Origin of the sequence: Enterocloster lavalensis, assembly GCF_046603895.1 — a bacterium.
Lineage (GTDB): Bacteria > Bacillota > Clostridia > Lachnospirales > Lachnospiraceae > Enterocloster > Enterocloster lavalensis.
This window is the reverse complement of sequence record NZ_CP176637.1, coordinates 1,099,593-1,114,652: the sequence shown is the minus strand read 5'-3', so window position 1 is coordinate 1,114,652 and position 15,060 is coordinate 1,099,593. Positions and strand designations below refer to the sequence as shown.

The window sequence follows — 15,060 nt, the reverse complement described above, 5'->3', positions numbered from 1 at the left end:
AATGTTCCTTTTGAAAGTTCCCGGATAGGGCCGCTGACGATGAGGCAGCTCTGTCCAGGAACTTTTTGGTCCATATTATAAATAAGAAATAACAAGCTAACGTTACGAGTATTATTTTGGGCTGGCGTCTCCCCTCCCAAAATGTGGGAATGCAAGCGGAGAAAAGAGAGAACGCGTAGTGGGTGAGAGGCGGGGGAACAGGGGGGGGGGTGACTGTGGAGCGGTTTGGAGAGTCTTAGGTCCAAGGGGGCGGGAAAGGCGGGATTGCGCAGGGCTCTCAAAGCCCGGAGCAAAGCGGAGGCGGAGGGGCCGGCATCAGGCCGGCGCTGGAGCTCGGAGCGGTGCCCGTCTTTCCCGCCCCCTTGGGCCTTAGACTCTCCTACCGCGGAGCTTGGAACCTCCCCCCCTGTTCCCCCGCCTCTCACGAACGGCTGCATCCCCCCACATCTTCCTTGCAATTCCCACCCTCCTCCCGCATATGATTATAGTAATGCGGTTGAACGCAAGAATCTGCGGGTGAAGGGACGTGAGGCATTGTGAGGAGAAGAGGTCTGGCGGGAGGTATCCGGTGGTTTGCGGCCGGTACCGGGCTGATTCTGGTCCTTTTGCTGGCAGGTCGGGCTGCCGGGACGGCGGCGGAGAATCTGGACCGGGACGCCTGCCGGCGCGCTGTGGAAACCGGCGGCCGGTGGCTGGTGGATTATGTGTGGCATCAGGCCCGGCCGGGGAGCGGGGGAACGGGTGGGCGCATCGGAGACGGATGGGAGACCGGCGATCCGGACCCGGCCTACCGGCAGTATGAGGCGGTTAAAACATTTTACGAGGAACACCAGTACCTGGCCTGGTATGGCAACGAGGAAACGGGGGAAACTAAGGCGGAGAACGGCGAAACACAAAACGGCGGTACAACGGCCGGTCAGGCGGGAGACAACGGCGCGGACCAGAACGCGGGCGGGGCGCAGGCGCTGGCCCAGGGGGAGACGGACGCGGGAGCCGTGCCGGCAGGGGCGGCGCTGGTGGGGGTTACCTCACGGGCGGTGACCGGGCCTACCTATGTGATGGAGCAGCTGGCGGACTATGATTTTTTGATGAAGCATTTTTACAGCGTTCACACCTCCACCACGGCGGGGCGGGATGAGATAAGCGCGGCGCGGCTTCTGGGCGAGGATCTCTCCATCGGGGAGGATAACAGCCAACCCCAGATTCTGATCTACCACACCCACTCCCAGGAGGCGTTTAAGGACTCGGGGCCGGGGGAGACCGTGGTGGGGATCGGAAATTACCTGACCGAGCTTTTGACGGCAAAGGGCTACAACGTGATCCACGACACCTCGGTGTACGACCTGGTGGACGGGAAGCTGGACCGCAGCAAGGCTTATACATATGCGTACGATGGGATCAGCAAGATCCTGGAGGAAAATCCGTCGGTGCAGGTGGTGCTGGACATCCACCGGGACGGCGTGGGGGAGAGCCTTCACCTGGTGACGGATGTGGACGGTAAACCGACCGCGCAGATCATGTTTTTCAACGGCATGAGCCAGACGCCGGAGGGGCCCATCGAGTACCTGCAAAATCCTTACCGGGAGCAGAATCTGGCCTTCAGCTTCCAGATGCAGCTGGACGCCCAGGCATATTATCCGGGATTTACGCGCAAGATTTATTTGAAGGGACTGCGCTACAACCTCCACCTGCGCCCCCGCTCCGCTCTGATCGAAGTGGGAGCCCAGACCAACACCTACGAGGAGGCCAGAAACGCCATGGAGCCGCTGTCAGAACTTTTGGATATGGTGTTGCAAAGTAGCCGAAAAAATGATACTATTCAGTAAGCGGAGGGCGCGCTGCCCTCCAATCCAGGCAACAGTTCAGATGGCGGAAAAGTTGGTTTCGAGCGCCGCGTCTGAACCGTTCCATTTTTAAACCATAAGAAAGAGGATAAAACATGTCAATCGTTGACCAGAGCAAAATTCGCAACTTTTGTATCATCGCCCATATCGACCACGGCAAATCCACCCTGGCGGACCGGATTATTGAGAAAACCGGCCTTTTGACCAGCCGGGAGATGCAGGAACAGATTCTCGACAATATGGACCTGGAGCGGGAGCGCGGCATCACCATCAAATCTCAGGCCGTGCGCACCGTTTACAAGGCTAAGGACGGCTGCGAGTACATTTTCAACCTGATCGACACTCCGGGACACGTTGACTTTAACTACGAGGTGTCCAGAAGCCTGGCGGCCTGCGACGGCGCCATCCTGGTGGTGGACGCCTCCCAGGGCATCGAGGCCCAGACCCTGGCCAACGTGTATCTGGCTCTGGACCACGATCTGGACGTATTTCCCGTGATCAACAAGGTGGATCTGCCCAGCGCCCAGCCGGACCACGTGGCGGCTGAGATCGAGGACGTGATCGGCCTGGACGCCAGCGACGCGCCCAGGGTTTCCGCCAAGACCGGCGAGAACGTGGAGGCGGTGCTGGAGGCCATCGTGGAGAAGATTCCGGCCCCCACGGGTGATCCCGAGGCTCCCCTTCAGGCGCTGATTTTCGACTCCATTTACGACTCCTACAAGGGTGTGATCATTTTCTGCCGCGTCATGGAGGGCACGGTGAAGCGGGGCACCCCCATCCGCCTGATGGCCACGGGGGCCGAGGAGGACGTGGTGGAGGTGGGCTATTTCGGAGCCGGCCAGTTTATCCCCTGCGACGAGCTGTCGGCGGGTATGGTGGGTTATATCACCGCCAGCATCAAGAACGTCCGGGATACCCAGGTGGGCGACACGGTGACCAACCGGGACAACCCCTGCGCGGCGCCCCTGCCGGGTTACAAGAAGGTGACCAGCATGGTGTACTGCGGCCTTTATCCCGCGGACGGCGCAAAATACAACGATCTGAGGGACGCGCTGGAGAAGCTGCAGCTCAACGACGCCTCCCTGTTCTACGAGCCTGAGACCTCCGTGGCTCTGGGCTTCGGCTTCCGTTGCGGCTTTTTGGGACTGCTGCATCTGGAGATCATCCAGGAGCGGCTGGAGCGGGAGTACAACCTGGATCTGGTGACCACCGCGCCCAGCGTGGTGTACCGGGTACACAAGAACAACGGGGAGATGATCGAGCTGACCAACCCCACCAACCTGCCCGATCCCACGGAGATCGACTACATGGAGGAGCCCATCGTCAGCGCGGAGATCATGGTGACCACGGAGTTTGTGGGCTCCATCATGACCCTGTGCCAGGAGCGCCGGGGCGTTTACCTGGGCATGGAATATATTGAGACCACCCGCGCCCTGCTGAAGTACGAGCTGCCCCTGAACGAGATCATTTACGACTTTTTCGACGCGCTGAAGTCCCGCTCCCGGGGATATGCGTCCTTTGATTATGAGCTGAAGGGCTATGAGCGCTCGGAGCTTGTGAAGCTGGACATCCTGGTGAACCGGGAGGAAGTGGACGCCCTGTCCTTTATCGTCCACGCGGAATCGGCTTACGACCGGGGCCGCAGGATGTGTGAGAAACTGAAGGACGAGATTCCCAGGCATCTGTTCGAGATCCCCATCCAGGCGGCCATCGGCGGCAAGATTATCGCCAGGGAGACGGTGAAGGCCGTGCGCAAGGACGTGCTCGCCAAGTGCTACGGCGGCGACATTTCCCGTAAGCGCAAGCTGTTGGAGAAGCAGAAGGAGGGCAAGAAGCGCATGCGCCAGATCGGCAACGTGGAGATTCCGCAGAAGGCGTTTATGAGCGTTTTGAAGCTGGACGACGAGTAGAGACAGAACTGAGAAGATGAGACATTTATGACTAAAAAACAGAAAAAACCGTTGGAGCTGTACATTCACATCCCATTTTGCGCCCGGAAATGCCTGTACTGTGATTTTCTTTCCTTCCGGACGCTGGCGGCAGTACACGAGGCGTATGTGGAACAGCTCATACGCGAGATCGAGGCGGAGGGTGCCTCCTGCCAGGAATACCAGGTTGTGACCGTATTCATTGGAGGGGGCACCCCTTCTGTCCTGGAACCGGAGCTGATCCGGGACGTCTGCCTGGCCGTGCGCCGGGCCTTTGACGTGGCCCAGGACGCGGAGATCACCATCGAGGTGAACCCCGGAACCCTGCTGCAGAACAAGCTCCACATCTACCGGGCCGCGGGGATCAACCGGGTCAGCATCGGCCTTCAGTCCGCTGACAACCGGGAGTTAGAGAATCTGGGCAGAATCCATTCCTTTGAAGAATTTTTAAAGAGCTTCCAGTGCGCCAGGATGGCGGGCTTTGCCAACATCAACGTGGACCTGATGAGCGGCATCCCGGGCCAGACCCTGGAGTCCTGGCGGAATACCTTAAAAAAGGTGACCATGCTGAAGCCGGAGCACATTTCCGCCTACAGCCTGATCATCGAGGAAGGCACACCCTTCTGGGACCGCTACGGCGCAGGATGTGAGAAAACGGCCGAAAAAAGCGCGCACCAGCCCGGTACCTGCCCGGGGGAGGCGCCGGACCGGTTCGGCCTGCGCCGGAGGGATTACCCGGAGCTGCCGGACGAGGAGGAGGAGAACCGGATCTACCACCTGACCCGCACGTTTCTGGCGGAGCAGGGTTACGAGCGGTACGAGATTTCCAACTATGCCCGGCCGGGCTTTGCGTGCCGCCACAACGTCGGCTACTGGACCGAGGTGGAGTATCTGGGCCTGGGGCTGGGAGCTTCCTCCTTTCTGGGCGGCTGCCGGTTCTGCAACGAGCGGGACCTGGAGCGGTATCTGGGGCTTGATTTTGCCGCGGAGGACTGGGCGGAACGCCTGCGGCCGCAGTTTACCCGCCTGAGCCGGGAGGCGCGGATGGAGGAATTCATGTTTCTGGGGCTGCGGATGATCCGCGGCATCTCGGAGATCGATTTTGTGGCCACCTTCGGGGTCAAGCTGGACTCGGTGTACGGCCCGGTGATCGAGCGCCTGGTGAAAAACGGCCTGCTGAGGCGGGAGGGCGTGTGGCTGTCGCTGACCGAGTGGGGAATGGACGTGAGCAATTTTGTGCTCGGCGAATTCCTGCTCACATCCGCGTGAGGAGAATACAAATGACATTGGAACGTTCGGAGATTCGCCGCCGGCTGGAAGAACTGGCGGAACCGGGATACCGGGATTTCAACCGTAAGCTGCTGCCCGGCGTGGAGGATATGCTGGGCGTCAGGACGCCCGCCCTGCGCAGGCTGGCGCGGGAGATCGCAAAGGGTGACTGGCGCGGTTACGTGGACCAGGTGAGAACCGCCTGGCAGCAGGGTGAAGCCTGCCACGAGGAGCGCCTGCTCTGGGGTATGGTGGTGGGCGCCGGAGCCGGAGCGTGGGAGGAAGCGGCCGCGTACATACGGGACTTTGTGCCGGTGATCGACAACTGGGCGGTGTGCGACAGCTTTTGCGGCACGTTAAAAATCGCCGGGAAGCATAAAGCGGAGATGTGGGAGCTTCTGACCCCCTATCTGGACTCGGAGCTGGAGTACGAGTGCCGGTTCGGCGCGGTGATGCTTTTGGATTATTTTATCGATGAGGACTATGTGGACCGGGCGCTGGGCGCTCTGGACCGGATTCGGAGCCAGGCGTACTATTCCAAGATGGCGGTGGCCTGGGCCGTGTCCATTTTCTATGTGAAGATGCCGGAGCGGGTTATGCCCTATCTGGAGAAGAACCATCTGGACGACTGGACCTACAACAAGGCGCTGCAGAAGATTTGTGAGTCGCTGCGGATCGATGGGCAGACCAGGGCGGTGATCCGGAGTATGAAGCGCCAGGCCGGGCCTGCCGGCGGAATTGACAGACGAGAAATGCCTTAGAGGCTGGAGGGGGTAATTAAATGAAACTGGTGGAATTAAAGTGTCCGGCCTGCAACGGCACGGTAAAACTGGACCCGGAGCATCCGGGCGAGGCGGTCTGCGAATACTGCAAGACCCGTTACATGGTGGAACAGGAATCCGGGGATGAGTATAAATTGGGGAATTTTGGAAGCCGAAGCTTGGGCGACCTTCCGCCTCATTCCTTTCAGGAGGTAAAACCCAGGACCTCTCTGCCTCAGGAGACGCAGAAGGTTCATGAGGAGGAGCGGAAGCGGTTTGTGATCATCGCCGTGGCGGCCGCCGTGGTCTTTGTGGCCGCTATCGCCGTGTCCGCCCGGGGTTCGGCCGGAAAGAAGAGCTCGGCCAAGGCCACCAGCGCGGTGGTCGAGACGGCGATAGCTGCGGAGCCCACACAAGCTCCCGAAAAGCCGGTGGTGTGGTCCCAGGGGATGGAGCAGGTGATCTTAGGCATCTACGGGCGCACGCCTGATCAGGTCAGCGAACAGGAGCTTATGAAGCTGCGCTATCTGGAGCTGAAGCCCGGCCTCTGGGACACGCACACGGACCGGAAGTATTTCCGGGTGTCCTATGGCCTGGACGGAGATTTAGGGGCGGACGGCGAGATGGCGATCCATACCTTTGAGGGGGACCTTCCGGCCGGTATGACCATGGGCTGGGAGCTGTTCAATGATTTCTCCTGCTTAAGAGCGCTAAAGGGCCTGGAAACGCTGTCCCTGCACAGCACCTTAAAACCCGGCGACCTGGAAGGTCTGGAACAGTTAAGGACGCTGGGCGTGCAGTATATTTCTCCGGACGAGGTGGCCGCCCTGGTGGACGATCCGGGCCAGCTGACCGGGCTGATCTACGATTACAATCAGACTTCCCTGGAGGGAATCGGCCAGTTCACGGGCCTGGAGCGGCTGGAGCTGCATGGAAGCGACGATCTGACCGACATCAAGGACCTGGCGTCCCTTAAGAATTTGAAGTCCCTGTCCATGGAATACTGTCCCAACCTGACGGATTTTTCCGTGTTCTTCACCATGAGCGGACTCACGGAGCTGCGCCTGGACCTGGAACATGTGAAGGATATCAGTTTTGTGAACAGCATGCCGCAGCTGGAGCGTTTTGCGCTGGACGACAGCCAATGTATCTCCATCGCCCCGCTTTCCTCCTGCGAAAATTTAAAGGAGCTGAGCCTGACCAGCAACTACGAGCTGCCCGACTACAGCGCTATCACCGGACTGACGGGCCTGGAGTCCCTGACCATCGATAAATACTCCAACCAGCCGGACCCGGATCTCTCGGGCATGACCAACATGAAAACGCTGACTCTGGCCGGATTCAACGGCTGTTCGTTCCTGCGCAGCATGGGCGGGCTTACGGACCTGACCATCGCGGGCTACTGCATCGACGATCCCGGCGCATTTTCCGGTTTGACGCAGCTTGAGCGTTTAAAGGGTACCAAGAGCTGGGAATACTTAAACAGCGTGGACTTTTTGGCGAACCTTCCGGCGCTGACCCAGCTGGATCTGTCCGGCACCACGTTCTACACGGACATTTCCGCGCTGCTCAACAAGGAGGGGCTGGTGTCCCTGAACCTGAACGGCGCCAGTATGGAGATCAACTTCAGCCGGTTAAAGGACAATCCGGGCCTCCTTTCCCTGTCCATGAACGGCGTAAAGCTGTACAAGAACGTGAAGGCGGACCGGTACGGCGGAATCAGCATGGTGAACTGGGACGACGTGGTCCTGGACGCGGAGCTGGGCTTTTTGTCCCATTATCCGGGGCTGACGGACCTCTCCCTGGCGGACAACAAGCTGGCCCAGATCCAGCCGGCGGCTACGCTGCCCCTGCTGGAGACTTTGGACATCAGCAAGAACTACGTGACGGACTTAAATCCCCTGGCCGGGCTGGAGCACCTGAAAAAGGTGGACGGCCGGGAGAACCCGGTGAGCAACTGGCAGGTGGTGGGAGAGAAGGTCACGGTGATCCGATAATTCAAACGTAACAGTTCAAACAGAGCGCACAAAAATACCGCAGCCGGTTTTCGCCGGCTGCGGCAGTATTATGGGACACTTTTATGAGGAAAATGGACGGCGCGTTCCGCCTCAGTCCGTTCCGGTGACGGTGACCACCATCTTGTTGGGCAGGCAGACGATGGTGTCCGTGCTCAGGTGCTTTTTGCCCTGTTTGACGCAGAGCTTGTCCGGGCAGGAAGCCTCGCTGCACCAGATTTCCCCGTCCTGAACCACCAGCACGTTGGTGCCGCCTCCCGCTCCGGTGATGGTGACGGTGGCGTTTACGCTCAAATCCAGGGTTTCCACCAGCTTGCCGTCCACCGTGACCTGGGCCACCTCGGAGGGGCCTTTTAAGGCCTGATAGCGGGTGATACCGTACCAGATTCCGGCCACCGACAGGATCGCCAGTATCAGGATTAAGTCTCTGCGCGGCAGGGACGGACCCTTGGCTTTCATGGATTACCGGATGGCTGCCTGGTCCAGGCAGTCGGATAAGCCGTTGACAAAGGGATAGGCGTTGATGCTCACGGAGGACACGGCATCCATGGCGTAACCCTCGGCGTTGATCAGACCGCCCGTGGTCTGGTGGTGAAGCACGTAGGAGGCCAGGGCGTCGGCCTGATCCTTCCAGGTGGGGCCGTTTTCCGTCATGACGTAGTGGCCTTCCACGGAGAGCTGGCGCTTCCCGATATTTTCATCATTGACACAGTCCCAGGTACAGGCGGTGATGCGGCCGTTCTGCACGGTCACGGTGACCATGCTGTAAAAGCCGTTGTCGTCTGGCTGCTCGTCCTTGTAGGTGTAGACGCCGTCGGCCAGGGGCATATCCGGATGGTTGCTCATGGATTGGTACAGGGGGCCGGAAACAGCGATGACCAGTGCGGAAAGAATGGCCATAATCCCCAGGCCGAAATAGTTCTTTTTGACAGCACTCATTTGTGTCTTGCTCATACTTACACTCCTTATGGTTAAATTAGTTAGGACAGTTATAATTTTAACACAGATGCAACGTTCGCACAAGAGGATGGAATGGGAATTAAAGGAGGTTTGCGCGCGATGGAGCGTAGGAAAAATATGGATGCCAGGGACGTGGCGCTCTACGGCCTGCTGATCGCCCTGGCCTTTGTTCTAAGCTATGTGGAGAGCCTGATCCCCATCTCCCTGGGGGTGCCCGGCGTCAAGCTGGGGTTGGCCAATCTGGCGGTGATCGCGGCCCTCTACACCGTGGGGGCCGGTGGGGCCGCGTTTATCAGCCTGGTGCGCATCGTGCTCATGGGCTTTACCTTCGGAACCCCGTCCATGATCCTCTACAGCCTGGCGGGCGGGATTCTGAGCCTGCTTGTGATGGCGTTTCTGAAGCGTTTTAAGGTGTTCGGCATGGTGGGCATCAGCGTGGCCGGAGGCGCGGCCCACAACATCGGCCAGATCGCGGTGGCGGCTGCGGTGGTGGAGCAGGCGGCTCTGTTCGCCTACCTGCCGGTGCTGCTGGCCGCGGGGACCATTGCGGGCAGCCTGATCGGCCTTTTGGGCGGGATGGTGGTCCAACGGATCAAGCGGGCCGTATCCAGGTAAAGTGCGTAGAATTTTGCTAGAACACATAAAAAATTGCCATTGTGTTCAGGCCCGGCGGGGCATATAATAAAGGAAAACGTTGGAAAAGAACACTTTGAGAAGCAGGAGGGGACTTTTGATGATTGATGATGCGATCAGAGGACTGGTGGAGTACGGCCTGGAGACAGGGCTGATTGAACGGGAGGACGCCATCTACGCGCGCAACCAGATTCTGGATGTGATGGGCCTTTCAGAGTACCGGGAGCCGGAAACGCCCAGGGCTTACGCCGGCCTGGAGGAGATCCTGAAGGAGCTTTTGGACGACGCCTGCGCCAGGGGCCTGCTGGAGAGCGACAGCGTGGTGTACCGGGACCTGTTCGACACCAGGCTGATGAACTGCCTGATGCCCAGACCCTCGGAGGTGAACCGGGAATTCTGGAAACGCTACGGGCAGTCGCCTGAGACCGCCACGGAGTATTACTACAAGCTGAGCCAGGACTCGGACTACATACGCCGCTACCGCATCAAAAAGGACATGAAGTGGACGGCTGACACCCGTTACGGCCGGCTGGACATCACGGTGAACCTTTCCAAACCGGAGAAGGATCCCAAGGCCATCGCCGCGGCCAAGCTGGCCAAGCAGAGCGGGTACCCCAAATGCCAGCTGTGCATGGAGAACGTAGGTTACGCGGGCAGAACCAACCACCCGGCCCGGAACAACCACCGGGTGATCCCCATCACCGTCAACGGCGGGGAGTGGGGATTCCAGTATTCCCCCTATGTGTATTATAACGAGCACTGCATCGTGTTCAACGGGGAGCACATTCCCATGAAGATCGAGCGGGCCACGTTTGTGAAGCTGTTCGATTTCATCAAGCTGTTCCCCCACTATTTCCTGGGCTCCAACGCGGATTTGCCCATTGTGGGCGGCTCCATTTTGAGCCACGACCATTTCCAGGGCGGACATTACACCTTTGCCATGGCCAAAGCGCCCATTGAGAAGTATTTTACCCTGGAAGGTTTTGAGGACGTGGAGGCGGGAATCGTGTTCTGGCCCATGTCCGTGCTGCGCCTGCGGTGCGGGGATTCCGACCGGCTGGTGGAGCTGGGGGATAAGGTGCTGGCGGCCTGGAGGGGCTACAGCGACGAGTCCGCGTTCATTTTCGCGGAGATGGACGGGGAACCTCACAATACCATCACGCCCATCGCCCGCAAGGTGGGGGACAAGTTCGAGCTGGACCTGGTGCTCAGAAACAACCTCACCACCGAAGAATTCCCCCTGGGCGTGTATCATCCCCACCAGGAGCTGCATCACATCAAGAAGGAAAATATCGGCCTGATCGAGGTGATGGGTCTGGCGGTGCTGCCCTCCAGACTGAAGAAGGAGCTGACGGACCTGGCTGATTTCATCGCGGAGGGCCGGGATATCCGTGGGGACGGGGAGCTGGCAAAACACGCGGACTGGGTGGAAGAGTTTCTGCCCCGCTACGCGGCCGCCGGAGTTGCGGTTACCCGGGAAAATGTAAACGACATCCTGAGAACCGAGGTTGGGAACGTGTTCGCCAGAGTGTTGGAGGACGCGGGAGTCTACAAGTGCGATGAAAATGGGCGGGCGGCCTTTGGCCGGTTCCTGGCCAGCGTGGGATTCGCGGAGGCGTAGAAAGAAATAAGAGGCCGGATTCGCCGGACAGCCCGCAGAAGGAAGGGATGTCCGGGGGAATCCGGCCTTTTTGGTGAAAACCGGCGGTTGCCCCGGTCTATTTTTCCGTGTGGGGAAGCCGGCCGCGCAGGAACCGCTTTTTCAGCTCGGAGAGGCTGAATGGGACTAACGGATAGATATAGCTCTTTCCGGCGATGGTCTTGTTGAAGACGATGGCGCAGACGGACAGGATGACTCCGACGGCGAAGCCCCAGATGTTGAAGATGGCCGTGAGAATCAGGATCAGAATCCGCATGAATTTCATGGCGTAACCCAGCTCAAAGCTGGCCTGGGAGTAGTTGGCAATGGTTACGAAGGCCATGTACAGCATGGTTTCACTGTTGAACCAGCCGGATTTCACCGCGTACTCGCCCAGCACGATACCGGCGATGACGCTCAGGGGTGTGGTCAGCATGTTGGGGGTGTTCACCGCCGCCAGCCGCAGGCCGTCGATGGCGAATTCCAGGATCAGAAGCTGCCAGATCAGGGGCACGTTTAGCGGGTCCGACACCCGGATGAAGGCCAGCCAGGAGGGGATCAGCTCCGGGTTCTGCATGAGCAGCAGCCAGATGGGCGTCAGCATCAGGGAGAGCAGGGAGATGAACATCCGGGACAGGCGCAGGTAGGTGCCTGTGATGGGCGGAAAGTAGTAATCGTCCGCCTCCTCGATGATGTCGAACACGGAGGAGGGCAGGATCATTGCGGCGGGGGAGTTGTCCACCAGAATGATGATATTACCCTCCAGCACCGAGGCCGCCGCGGTGTCTGGCCGCTCGGAGAACTTGAACTTGGGGAAGGGATTGAACCATTTGTGGGGGTAAATGCACTCGGCCAGGCTCTCCTGGTTCATGGTCAGGGCGTCCACCTTCAGGTTTTGAATCCTCTTTTTGATCATTTCAAGCAAGGGCTGGTCCACACGGTTCTGCATGTAGCAGATGGCGATGTCCGTGTGGGAGCTTTCGCCCGCGGTCATGATTTCCATGGTCAGCCGGGGATCGCGGATGCGCCGCCGGATTAAGGCGGTGTTGAATACCAGGGTTTCCACAAAGCCGTCCCGGGAGCCGCGCATAACCTTGTCCTTCTCCGGCTCGCTGACGCCCCTTGCGGGGTAGGTGCGGGCGTCTATGGCGATACAGGTGTCGTACCCGTCGATCAGCAGGCAGGAGACGCCGGAGAGCAGCTGGACGATCATATCGTCGTCCTTTTTGATCAGGCCGACCTCGCCGTAGGGAACATACCGCTTGGTGAACCCGTGGGCGTCCCCGGGCATGTCCTCCTCCTTTATGGTGCTGAACACCTGGAGGATTTTCAGCAGAGTCTCATCCTTCGCAAAGCCGTCTATAAAGTACAGGCAGGCCGTCCGCCCGCCGATGTGAAGGGTCCGGTAAACCACGTCGAAGTTGTTCTGCACATTCAACTTTTTGTGGAGATAATCGATATTATCCTGCAGGTTCGTTGAGAATTCCATGAAGTTCCTCCTTAAAAGCGTGTCAAAAATAAGTCTAAAATGAGTATGCGCACACCCCGGGAAATTATGCAAAAAGACAGATGTATTTCACACGCGGACAAGCACAGAAAAATTAATCGAAAAAATAAAGTCGAAAGATGTCGCAATTCACTAAATTGCACAAAAAATATTGACAAAATACCCCCGCGATGCTATAGTGTGTCTGTAAGAAGCACAATGAAGTGCCTTACAACGTTTTGTTTGGTATGGGGATGCCAGATAAACTAAATAGTGTGACGGTTTAAGATCGTGACCAGAAGCTGCTTTCTGTGGGGGAAAGGCAGCTTCTCTTTGTATGCGGATCCTGTTTTCTGACAAGGGTTCCCTTTTAAAACTCCCTATTGACATATTTCCTACAGGAATAGTATGATATTCATAACACCGAGAAGAATCACAAAAGGACGTGACAAATTATGCTGATATCCACCAAAGGGCGCTATGCCCTCCGCACGATGGTTGATCTGGCCCTTCACGCGGACGGGGAGCCTGTAAAAATAAAAGACATCGCGAAACGCCAGGAGATTTCCGGCAAATATTTAGAGCAGATTATATCCATACTATCCAGAGCGGGTTATGTCCGCAGCATCCGGGGAAACCAGGGCGGCTACTATCTGGCCCGCCCGGCGAAGGACTACACGGTGGGCATGATTCTGCGCGTCACCGAGGGAAGCCTGGCGCCGGTGGACTGCCTCACGGGGGATGACAACCCCTGCGCGCGCCAGCAGGAATGCGTGACCTTAAAGCTCTGGAAGGAGCTGGACGGCGCCATAAGGGACGTGGTGGACGGCTACACCCTGGACGATCTGGTGCAGTGGCAGAGGGCCATGCAGGACAATTACGTGATCTGATCCAATCCGCCCGCAGTTTTCCCGAAAAAACAAACAGGAGTTCTGCTCATGAATCGAATTCGTATGATCAGCGACTATATCGAACAATTAAAGCACCGGAGAGAAGTCCGTTACACCATCACACTGTCAGCGGTCATTCTCTCCGCTTTGGTTCAGTCCTATGTATTGCAGGTATTTGCGAGGCCGTCCGGGATCATTTCCGGGGGCTTTACCGGGTTAGCCATGCTGGTGGAGCGCCTGGGGGAACTGCGGGGCTTTCATATCCCCATGCAGGTGACCATGCTGCTGCTCAACATCCCGGTGGCCATCCTGTGCTGCAAGGGAATCAGCCTGCGCTTTACCGCCTTCTCGCTGGTCCAGGTGGCGCTTTGCAGCCTGTTTCTGCAGGTGTTTACCTTCCGGCCCATTTTCAACGACGAAGTGCTGAACGTCATTTTCGGCGGCGTGATCTGGGGAGCTTCCATTGTGATTGCCCTGCGGGGAAACGCTTCCACCGGCGGCACGGACTTTATCGCGCTCTACATCTCCAACCGGACGGGCATGTCCATCTGGACCTGGGTATTTTTCGGAAACGCCGTGATGTACTGTATCTACGGGTACGTGTTCGGCTGGAAGTACGCAGGATATTCCATTATTTTCCAGTTTATATCCACCCGCATGATCGGCTCGTTCCACCACCGGTACGATCAGGTGACCCTTCAGATCACCACGGTGAAGGGCCCGGAGATGATCGACGCCTACATTCATCATTTTCACCACGGCATCTCCTGTGTGGAGGCCTACGGCGGGTACAGCAAAAAGAAAATGTATCTGCTCAACACCGTGCTTTCATCCTATGAATCCACGGATGCCATTCACCTGATCCGTCATGTGGATGAGCACGTGATTATCAATGTTTTAAAGACCCAGCGGTTTGTGGGGCGGTTTTACCGCAAGCCGTTGGAGTAAATACGGCGGAGGCGCGTTACGGCGGGACGGCCGGGAAAGGGGAGGAAGCGGCCAATGAAGCATTTTTTTGAAGCGCTGGCAAGTGGAGGGAAACATAACGATTTGCCCGAAGAGTTTGACTATTTTGGAAAGCTGATTGGCAGTTGGAAAATTGATTACGTCGACAACCGCGATTTGAGCGTGATGAAAGGCGAGTGGCATTTTTCATGGATTCTCGGGGGAATGGCGGTGCAGGACGTGATCGTGCTGCCCGGATTTGAATATGGGACAACGCTTCGTGTCTACAATCCGGGAACGCACGCCTGGGATATCGCATACTGCTATACCGGAAAAATTATGCGGTTTGAAGCGAGAAAGCAGGGGGACCGGATCGTTCTCACAAATGTTGAGGATGAACGGAGAAAATGGGTTTTTGCGGAGATTCAGGACAATTATTTTCATTGGCAGGATGTCATGGCAGACGAGGACGGCAGGTGGCAGGTTTATTTTGATCTGTATGCCGAGCGGATTTGAGGGGAAACAGCTTGTGTATGGGATTTAGGGGGCAGTTTTGGGCGCTGCCCCCTTTTTGCTGCGCTGGGAAATGCGTTGGGGCGCCGGGGAGGGATTGGGGGAGGATTCGGGGCACGCGGCGGCGAAAGGCCGGAAGGGCGGCCCATGGAGCGGAAAAGAGGCCCCGAGGGCGGG

13 protein-coding genes are annotated in these 15,060 nt (G+C 58.0%); 10 read left to right on the top strand and 3 right to left on the bottom strand.

Annotation, left to right across the window (positions count from 1 at the left end; translation table 11 throughout):
* Nucleotides 1-536: 536 nt before the first annotated feature.
* The 5 genes from ACK2JC_RS04910 (at nucleotide 537) to ACK2JC_RS04890 (ending at nucleotide 7,799) form a co-directional block, all read left to right on the top strand.
* A complete protein-coding gene (locus ACK2JC_RS04910) occupies nucleotides 537-1,826 on the top strand; it encodes a stage II sporulation protein P (RefSeq protein WP_320936391.1) in 1,290 nt (429 codons plus the stop codon).
* 113 nt (nucleotides 1,827-1,939) lie between these two features.
* On the top strand, nucleotides 1,940-3,754 hold the full coding sequence (lepA, locus tag ACK2JC_RS04905) for a translation elongation factor 4 (RefSeq protein ID WP_092361830.1): 1,815 nt from the start codon (nucleotides 1,940-1,942) through the stop codon (nucleotides 3,752-3,754).
* A gap of 27 nt (nucleotides 3,755-3,781) precedes the next feature.
* The gene (locus ACK2JC_RS04900; RefSeq protein WP_227169165.1) at nucleotides 3,782-5,041 is read left to right on the top strand and encodes a coproporphyrinogen-III oxidase family protein; all 1,260 of its coding nucleotides are present in this window, start codon (nucleotides 3,782-3,784) and stop codon (nucleotides 5,039-5,041) included.
* A gap of 11 nt (nucleotides 5,042-5,052) precedes the next feature.
* On the top strand, nucleotides 5,053-5,802 hold the full coding sequence (locus ACK2JC_RS04895; RefSeq protein ID WP_320936390.1) for a DNA alkylation repair protein: 750 nt from the start codon (nucleotides 5,053-5,055) through the stop codon (nucleotides 5,800-5,802).
* Between the two features lie 20 nt (nucleotides 5,803-5,822).
* A complete protein-coding gene (locus ACK2JC_RS04890) occupies nucleotides 5,823-7,799 on the top strand; it encodes a leucine-rich repeat domain-containing protein (protein ID WP_320936389.1) in 1,977 nt (658 codons plus the stop codon).
* A 111-nt stretch (nucleotides 7,800-7,910) separates the two neighbouring features.
* On the opposite strand, the gene ACK2JC_RS04885 is transcribed toward ACK2JC_RS04890, so the two are convergent.
* Together ACK2JC_RS04885 and ACK2JC_RS04880 are read right to left on the bottom strand one after the other, a co-directional pair.
* The gene (locus tag ACK2JC_RS04885) at nucleotides 7,911-8,276 is read right to left on the bottom strand and encodes a NusG domain II-containing protein (protein WP_092361821.1); all 366 of its coding nucleotides are present in this window, start codon (nucleotides 8,274-8,276) and stop codon (nucleotides 7,911-7,913) included.
* A 3-nt stretch (nucleotides 8,277-8,279) separates the two neighbouring features.
* Entirely contained in the window at nucleotides 8,280-8,771 is a 492-nt protein-coding gene (locus ACK2JC_RS04880) for a hypothetical protein (protein ID WP_107434414.1), read from the bottom strand.
* A gap of 105 nt (nucleotides 8,772-8,876) precedes the next feature.
* Here ACK2JC_RS04880 and ACK2JC_RS04875 point away from each other — a divergent pair, with 105 nt between their 5' ends.
* On the top strand, nucleotides 8,877-9,392 hold the full coding sequence (locus tag ACK2JC_RS04875; RefSeq protein WP_227169162.1) for a Gx transporter family protein: 516 nt from the start codon (nucleotides 8,877-8,879) through the stop codon (nucleotides 9,390-9,392).
* 118 nt (nucleotides 9,393-9,510) lie between these two features.
* Nucleotides 9,511-11,031: a UDP-glucose--hexose-1-phosphate uridylyltransferase gene (gene galT, locus ACK2JC_RS04870; RefSeq protein WP_320936388.1), complete on the top strand. Its 1,521-nt coding sequence runs from the start codon at nucleotides 9,511-9,513 to the stop codon at nucleotides 11,029-11,031.
* 97 nt (nucleotides 11,032-11,128) lie between these two features.
* Here the strand turns inward: galT and ACK2JC_RS04865 are convergent, their stop codons facing one another.
* Nucleotides 11,129-12,538 (bottom strand): spore germination protein, encoded by a 1,410-nt coding sequence (locus ACK2JC_RS04865; protein WP_092361814.1) that lies wholly within the window; start codon nucleotides 12,536-12,538, stop codon nucleotides 11,129-11,131.
* 452 nt (nucleotides 12,539-12,990) lie between these two features.
* On the opposite strand from ACK2JC_RS04865, the gene ACK2JC_RS04860 reads away from it, so the two are divergent.
* From ACK2JC_RS04860 to ACK2JC_RS04850, 3 genes are read left to right on the top strand one after another with little or no spacing between them, the layout of a single operon-like run.
* A complete protein-coding gene (locus ACK2JC_RS04860; protein WP_007710220.1) occupies nucleotides 12,991-13,425 on the top strand; it encodes an RrF2 family transcriptional regulator in 435 nt (144 codons plus the stop codon).
* 48 nt (nucleotides 13,426-13,473) lie between these two features.
* Nucleotides 13,474-14,373, top strand: a complete 900-nt coding sequence (locus tag ACK2JC_RS04855) for a YitT family protein (protein ID WP_368271019.1) — start codon at nucleotides 13,474-13,476, stop codon at nucleotides 14,371-14,373.
* A 54-nt stretch (nucleotides 14,374-14,427) separates the two neighbouring features.
* Nucleotides 14,428-14,886, top strand: coding sequence for a hypothetical protein (locus tag ACK2JC_RS04850; protein WP_320937778.1), 459 nt, complete (start codon nucleotides 14,428-14,430; stop codon nucleotides 14,884-14,886).
* Nucleotides 14,887-15,060: the final 174 nt, after the last annotated feature.

Excerpts from the sequence above, each read along its gene's own strand:
- lepA (WP_092361830.1), top strand. The coding sequence starts at position 1,940 with ATGTCAATCGTTGACCAGAGCAAAATTCGCAACTTTTGTATCATCGCC.
- ACK2JC_RS04900 (WP_227169165.1), top strand. The coding sequence starts at position 3,782 with ATGACTAAAAAACAGAAAAAACCGTTGGAGCTGTACATTCACATCCCA.
- ACK2JC_RS04895 (WP_320936390.1), top strand. The coding sequence starts at position 5,053 with ATGACATTGGAACGTTCGGAGATTCGCCGCCGGCTGGAAGAACTGGCG.
- ACK2JC_RS04890 (WP_320936389.1), top strand. The coding sequence starts at position 5,823 with ATGAAACTGGTGGAATTAAAGTGTCCGGCCTGCAACGGCACGGTAAAA.
- ACK2JC_RS04885 (WP_092361821.1), bottom strand. The coding sequence starts at position 8,276 with ATGAAAGCCAAGGGTCCGTCCCTGCCGCGCAGAGACTTAATCCTGATA.
- ACK2JC_RS04880 (WP_107434414.1), bottom strand. The coding sequence starts at position 8,771 with ATGAGCAAGACACAAATGAGTGCTGTCAAAAAGAACTATTTCGGCCTG.
- ACK2JC_RS04875 (WP_227169162.1), top strand. The coding sequence starts at position 8,877 with ATGGAGCGTAGGAAAAATATGGATGCCAGGGACGTGGCGCTCTACGGC.
- galT (WP_320936388.1), top strand. The coding sequence starts at position 9,511 with ATGATTGATGATGCGATCAGAGGACTGGTGGAGTACGGCCTGGAGACA.
- ACK2JC_RS04865 (WP_092361814.1), bottom strand. The coding sequence starts at position 12,538 with ATGGAATTCTCAACGAACCTGCAGGATAATATCGATTATCTCCACAAA.
- ACK2JC_RS04860 (WP_007710220.1), top strand. The coding sequence starts at position 12,991 with ATGCTGATATCCACCAAAGGGCGCTATGCCCTCCGCACGATGGTTGAT.
- ACK2JC_RS04855 (WP_368271019.1), top strand. The coding sequence starts at position 13,474 with ATGAATCGAATTCGTATGATCAGCGACTATATCGAACAATTAAAGCAC.
- ACK2JC_RS04850 (WP_320937778.1), top strand. The coding sequence starts at position 14,428 with ATGAAGCATTTTTTTGAAGCGCTGGCAAGTGGAGGGAAACATAACGAT.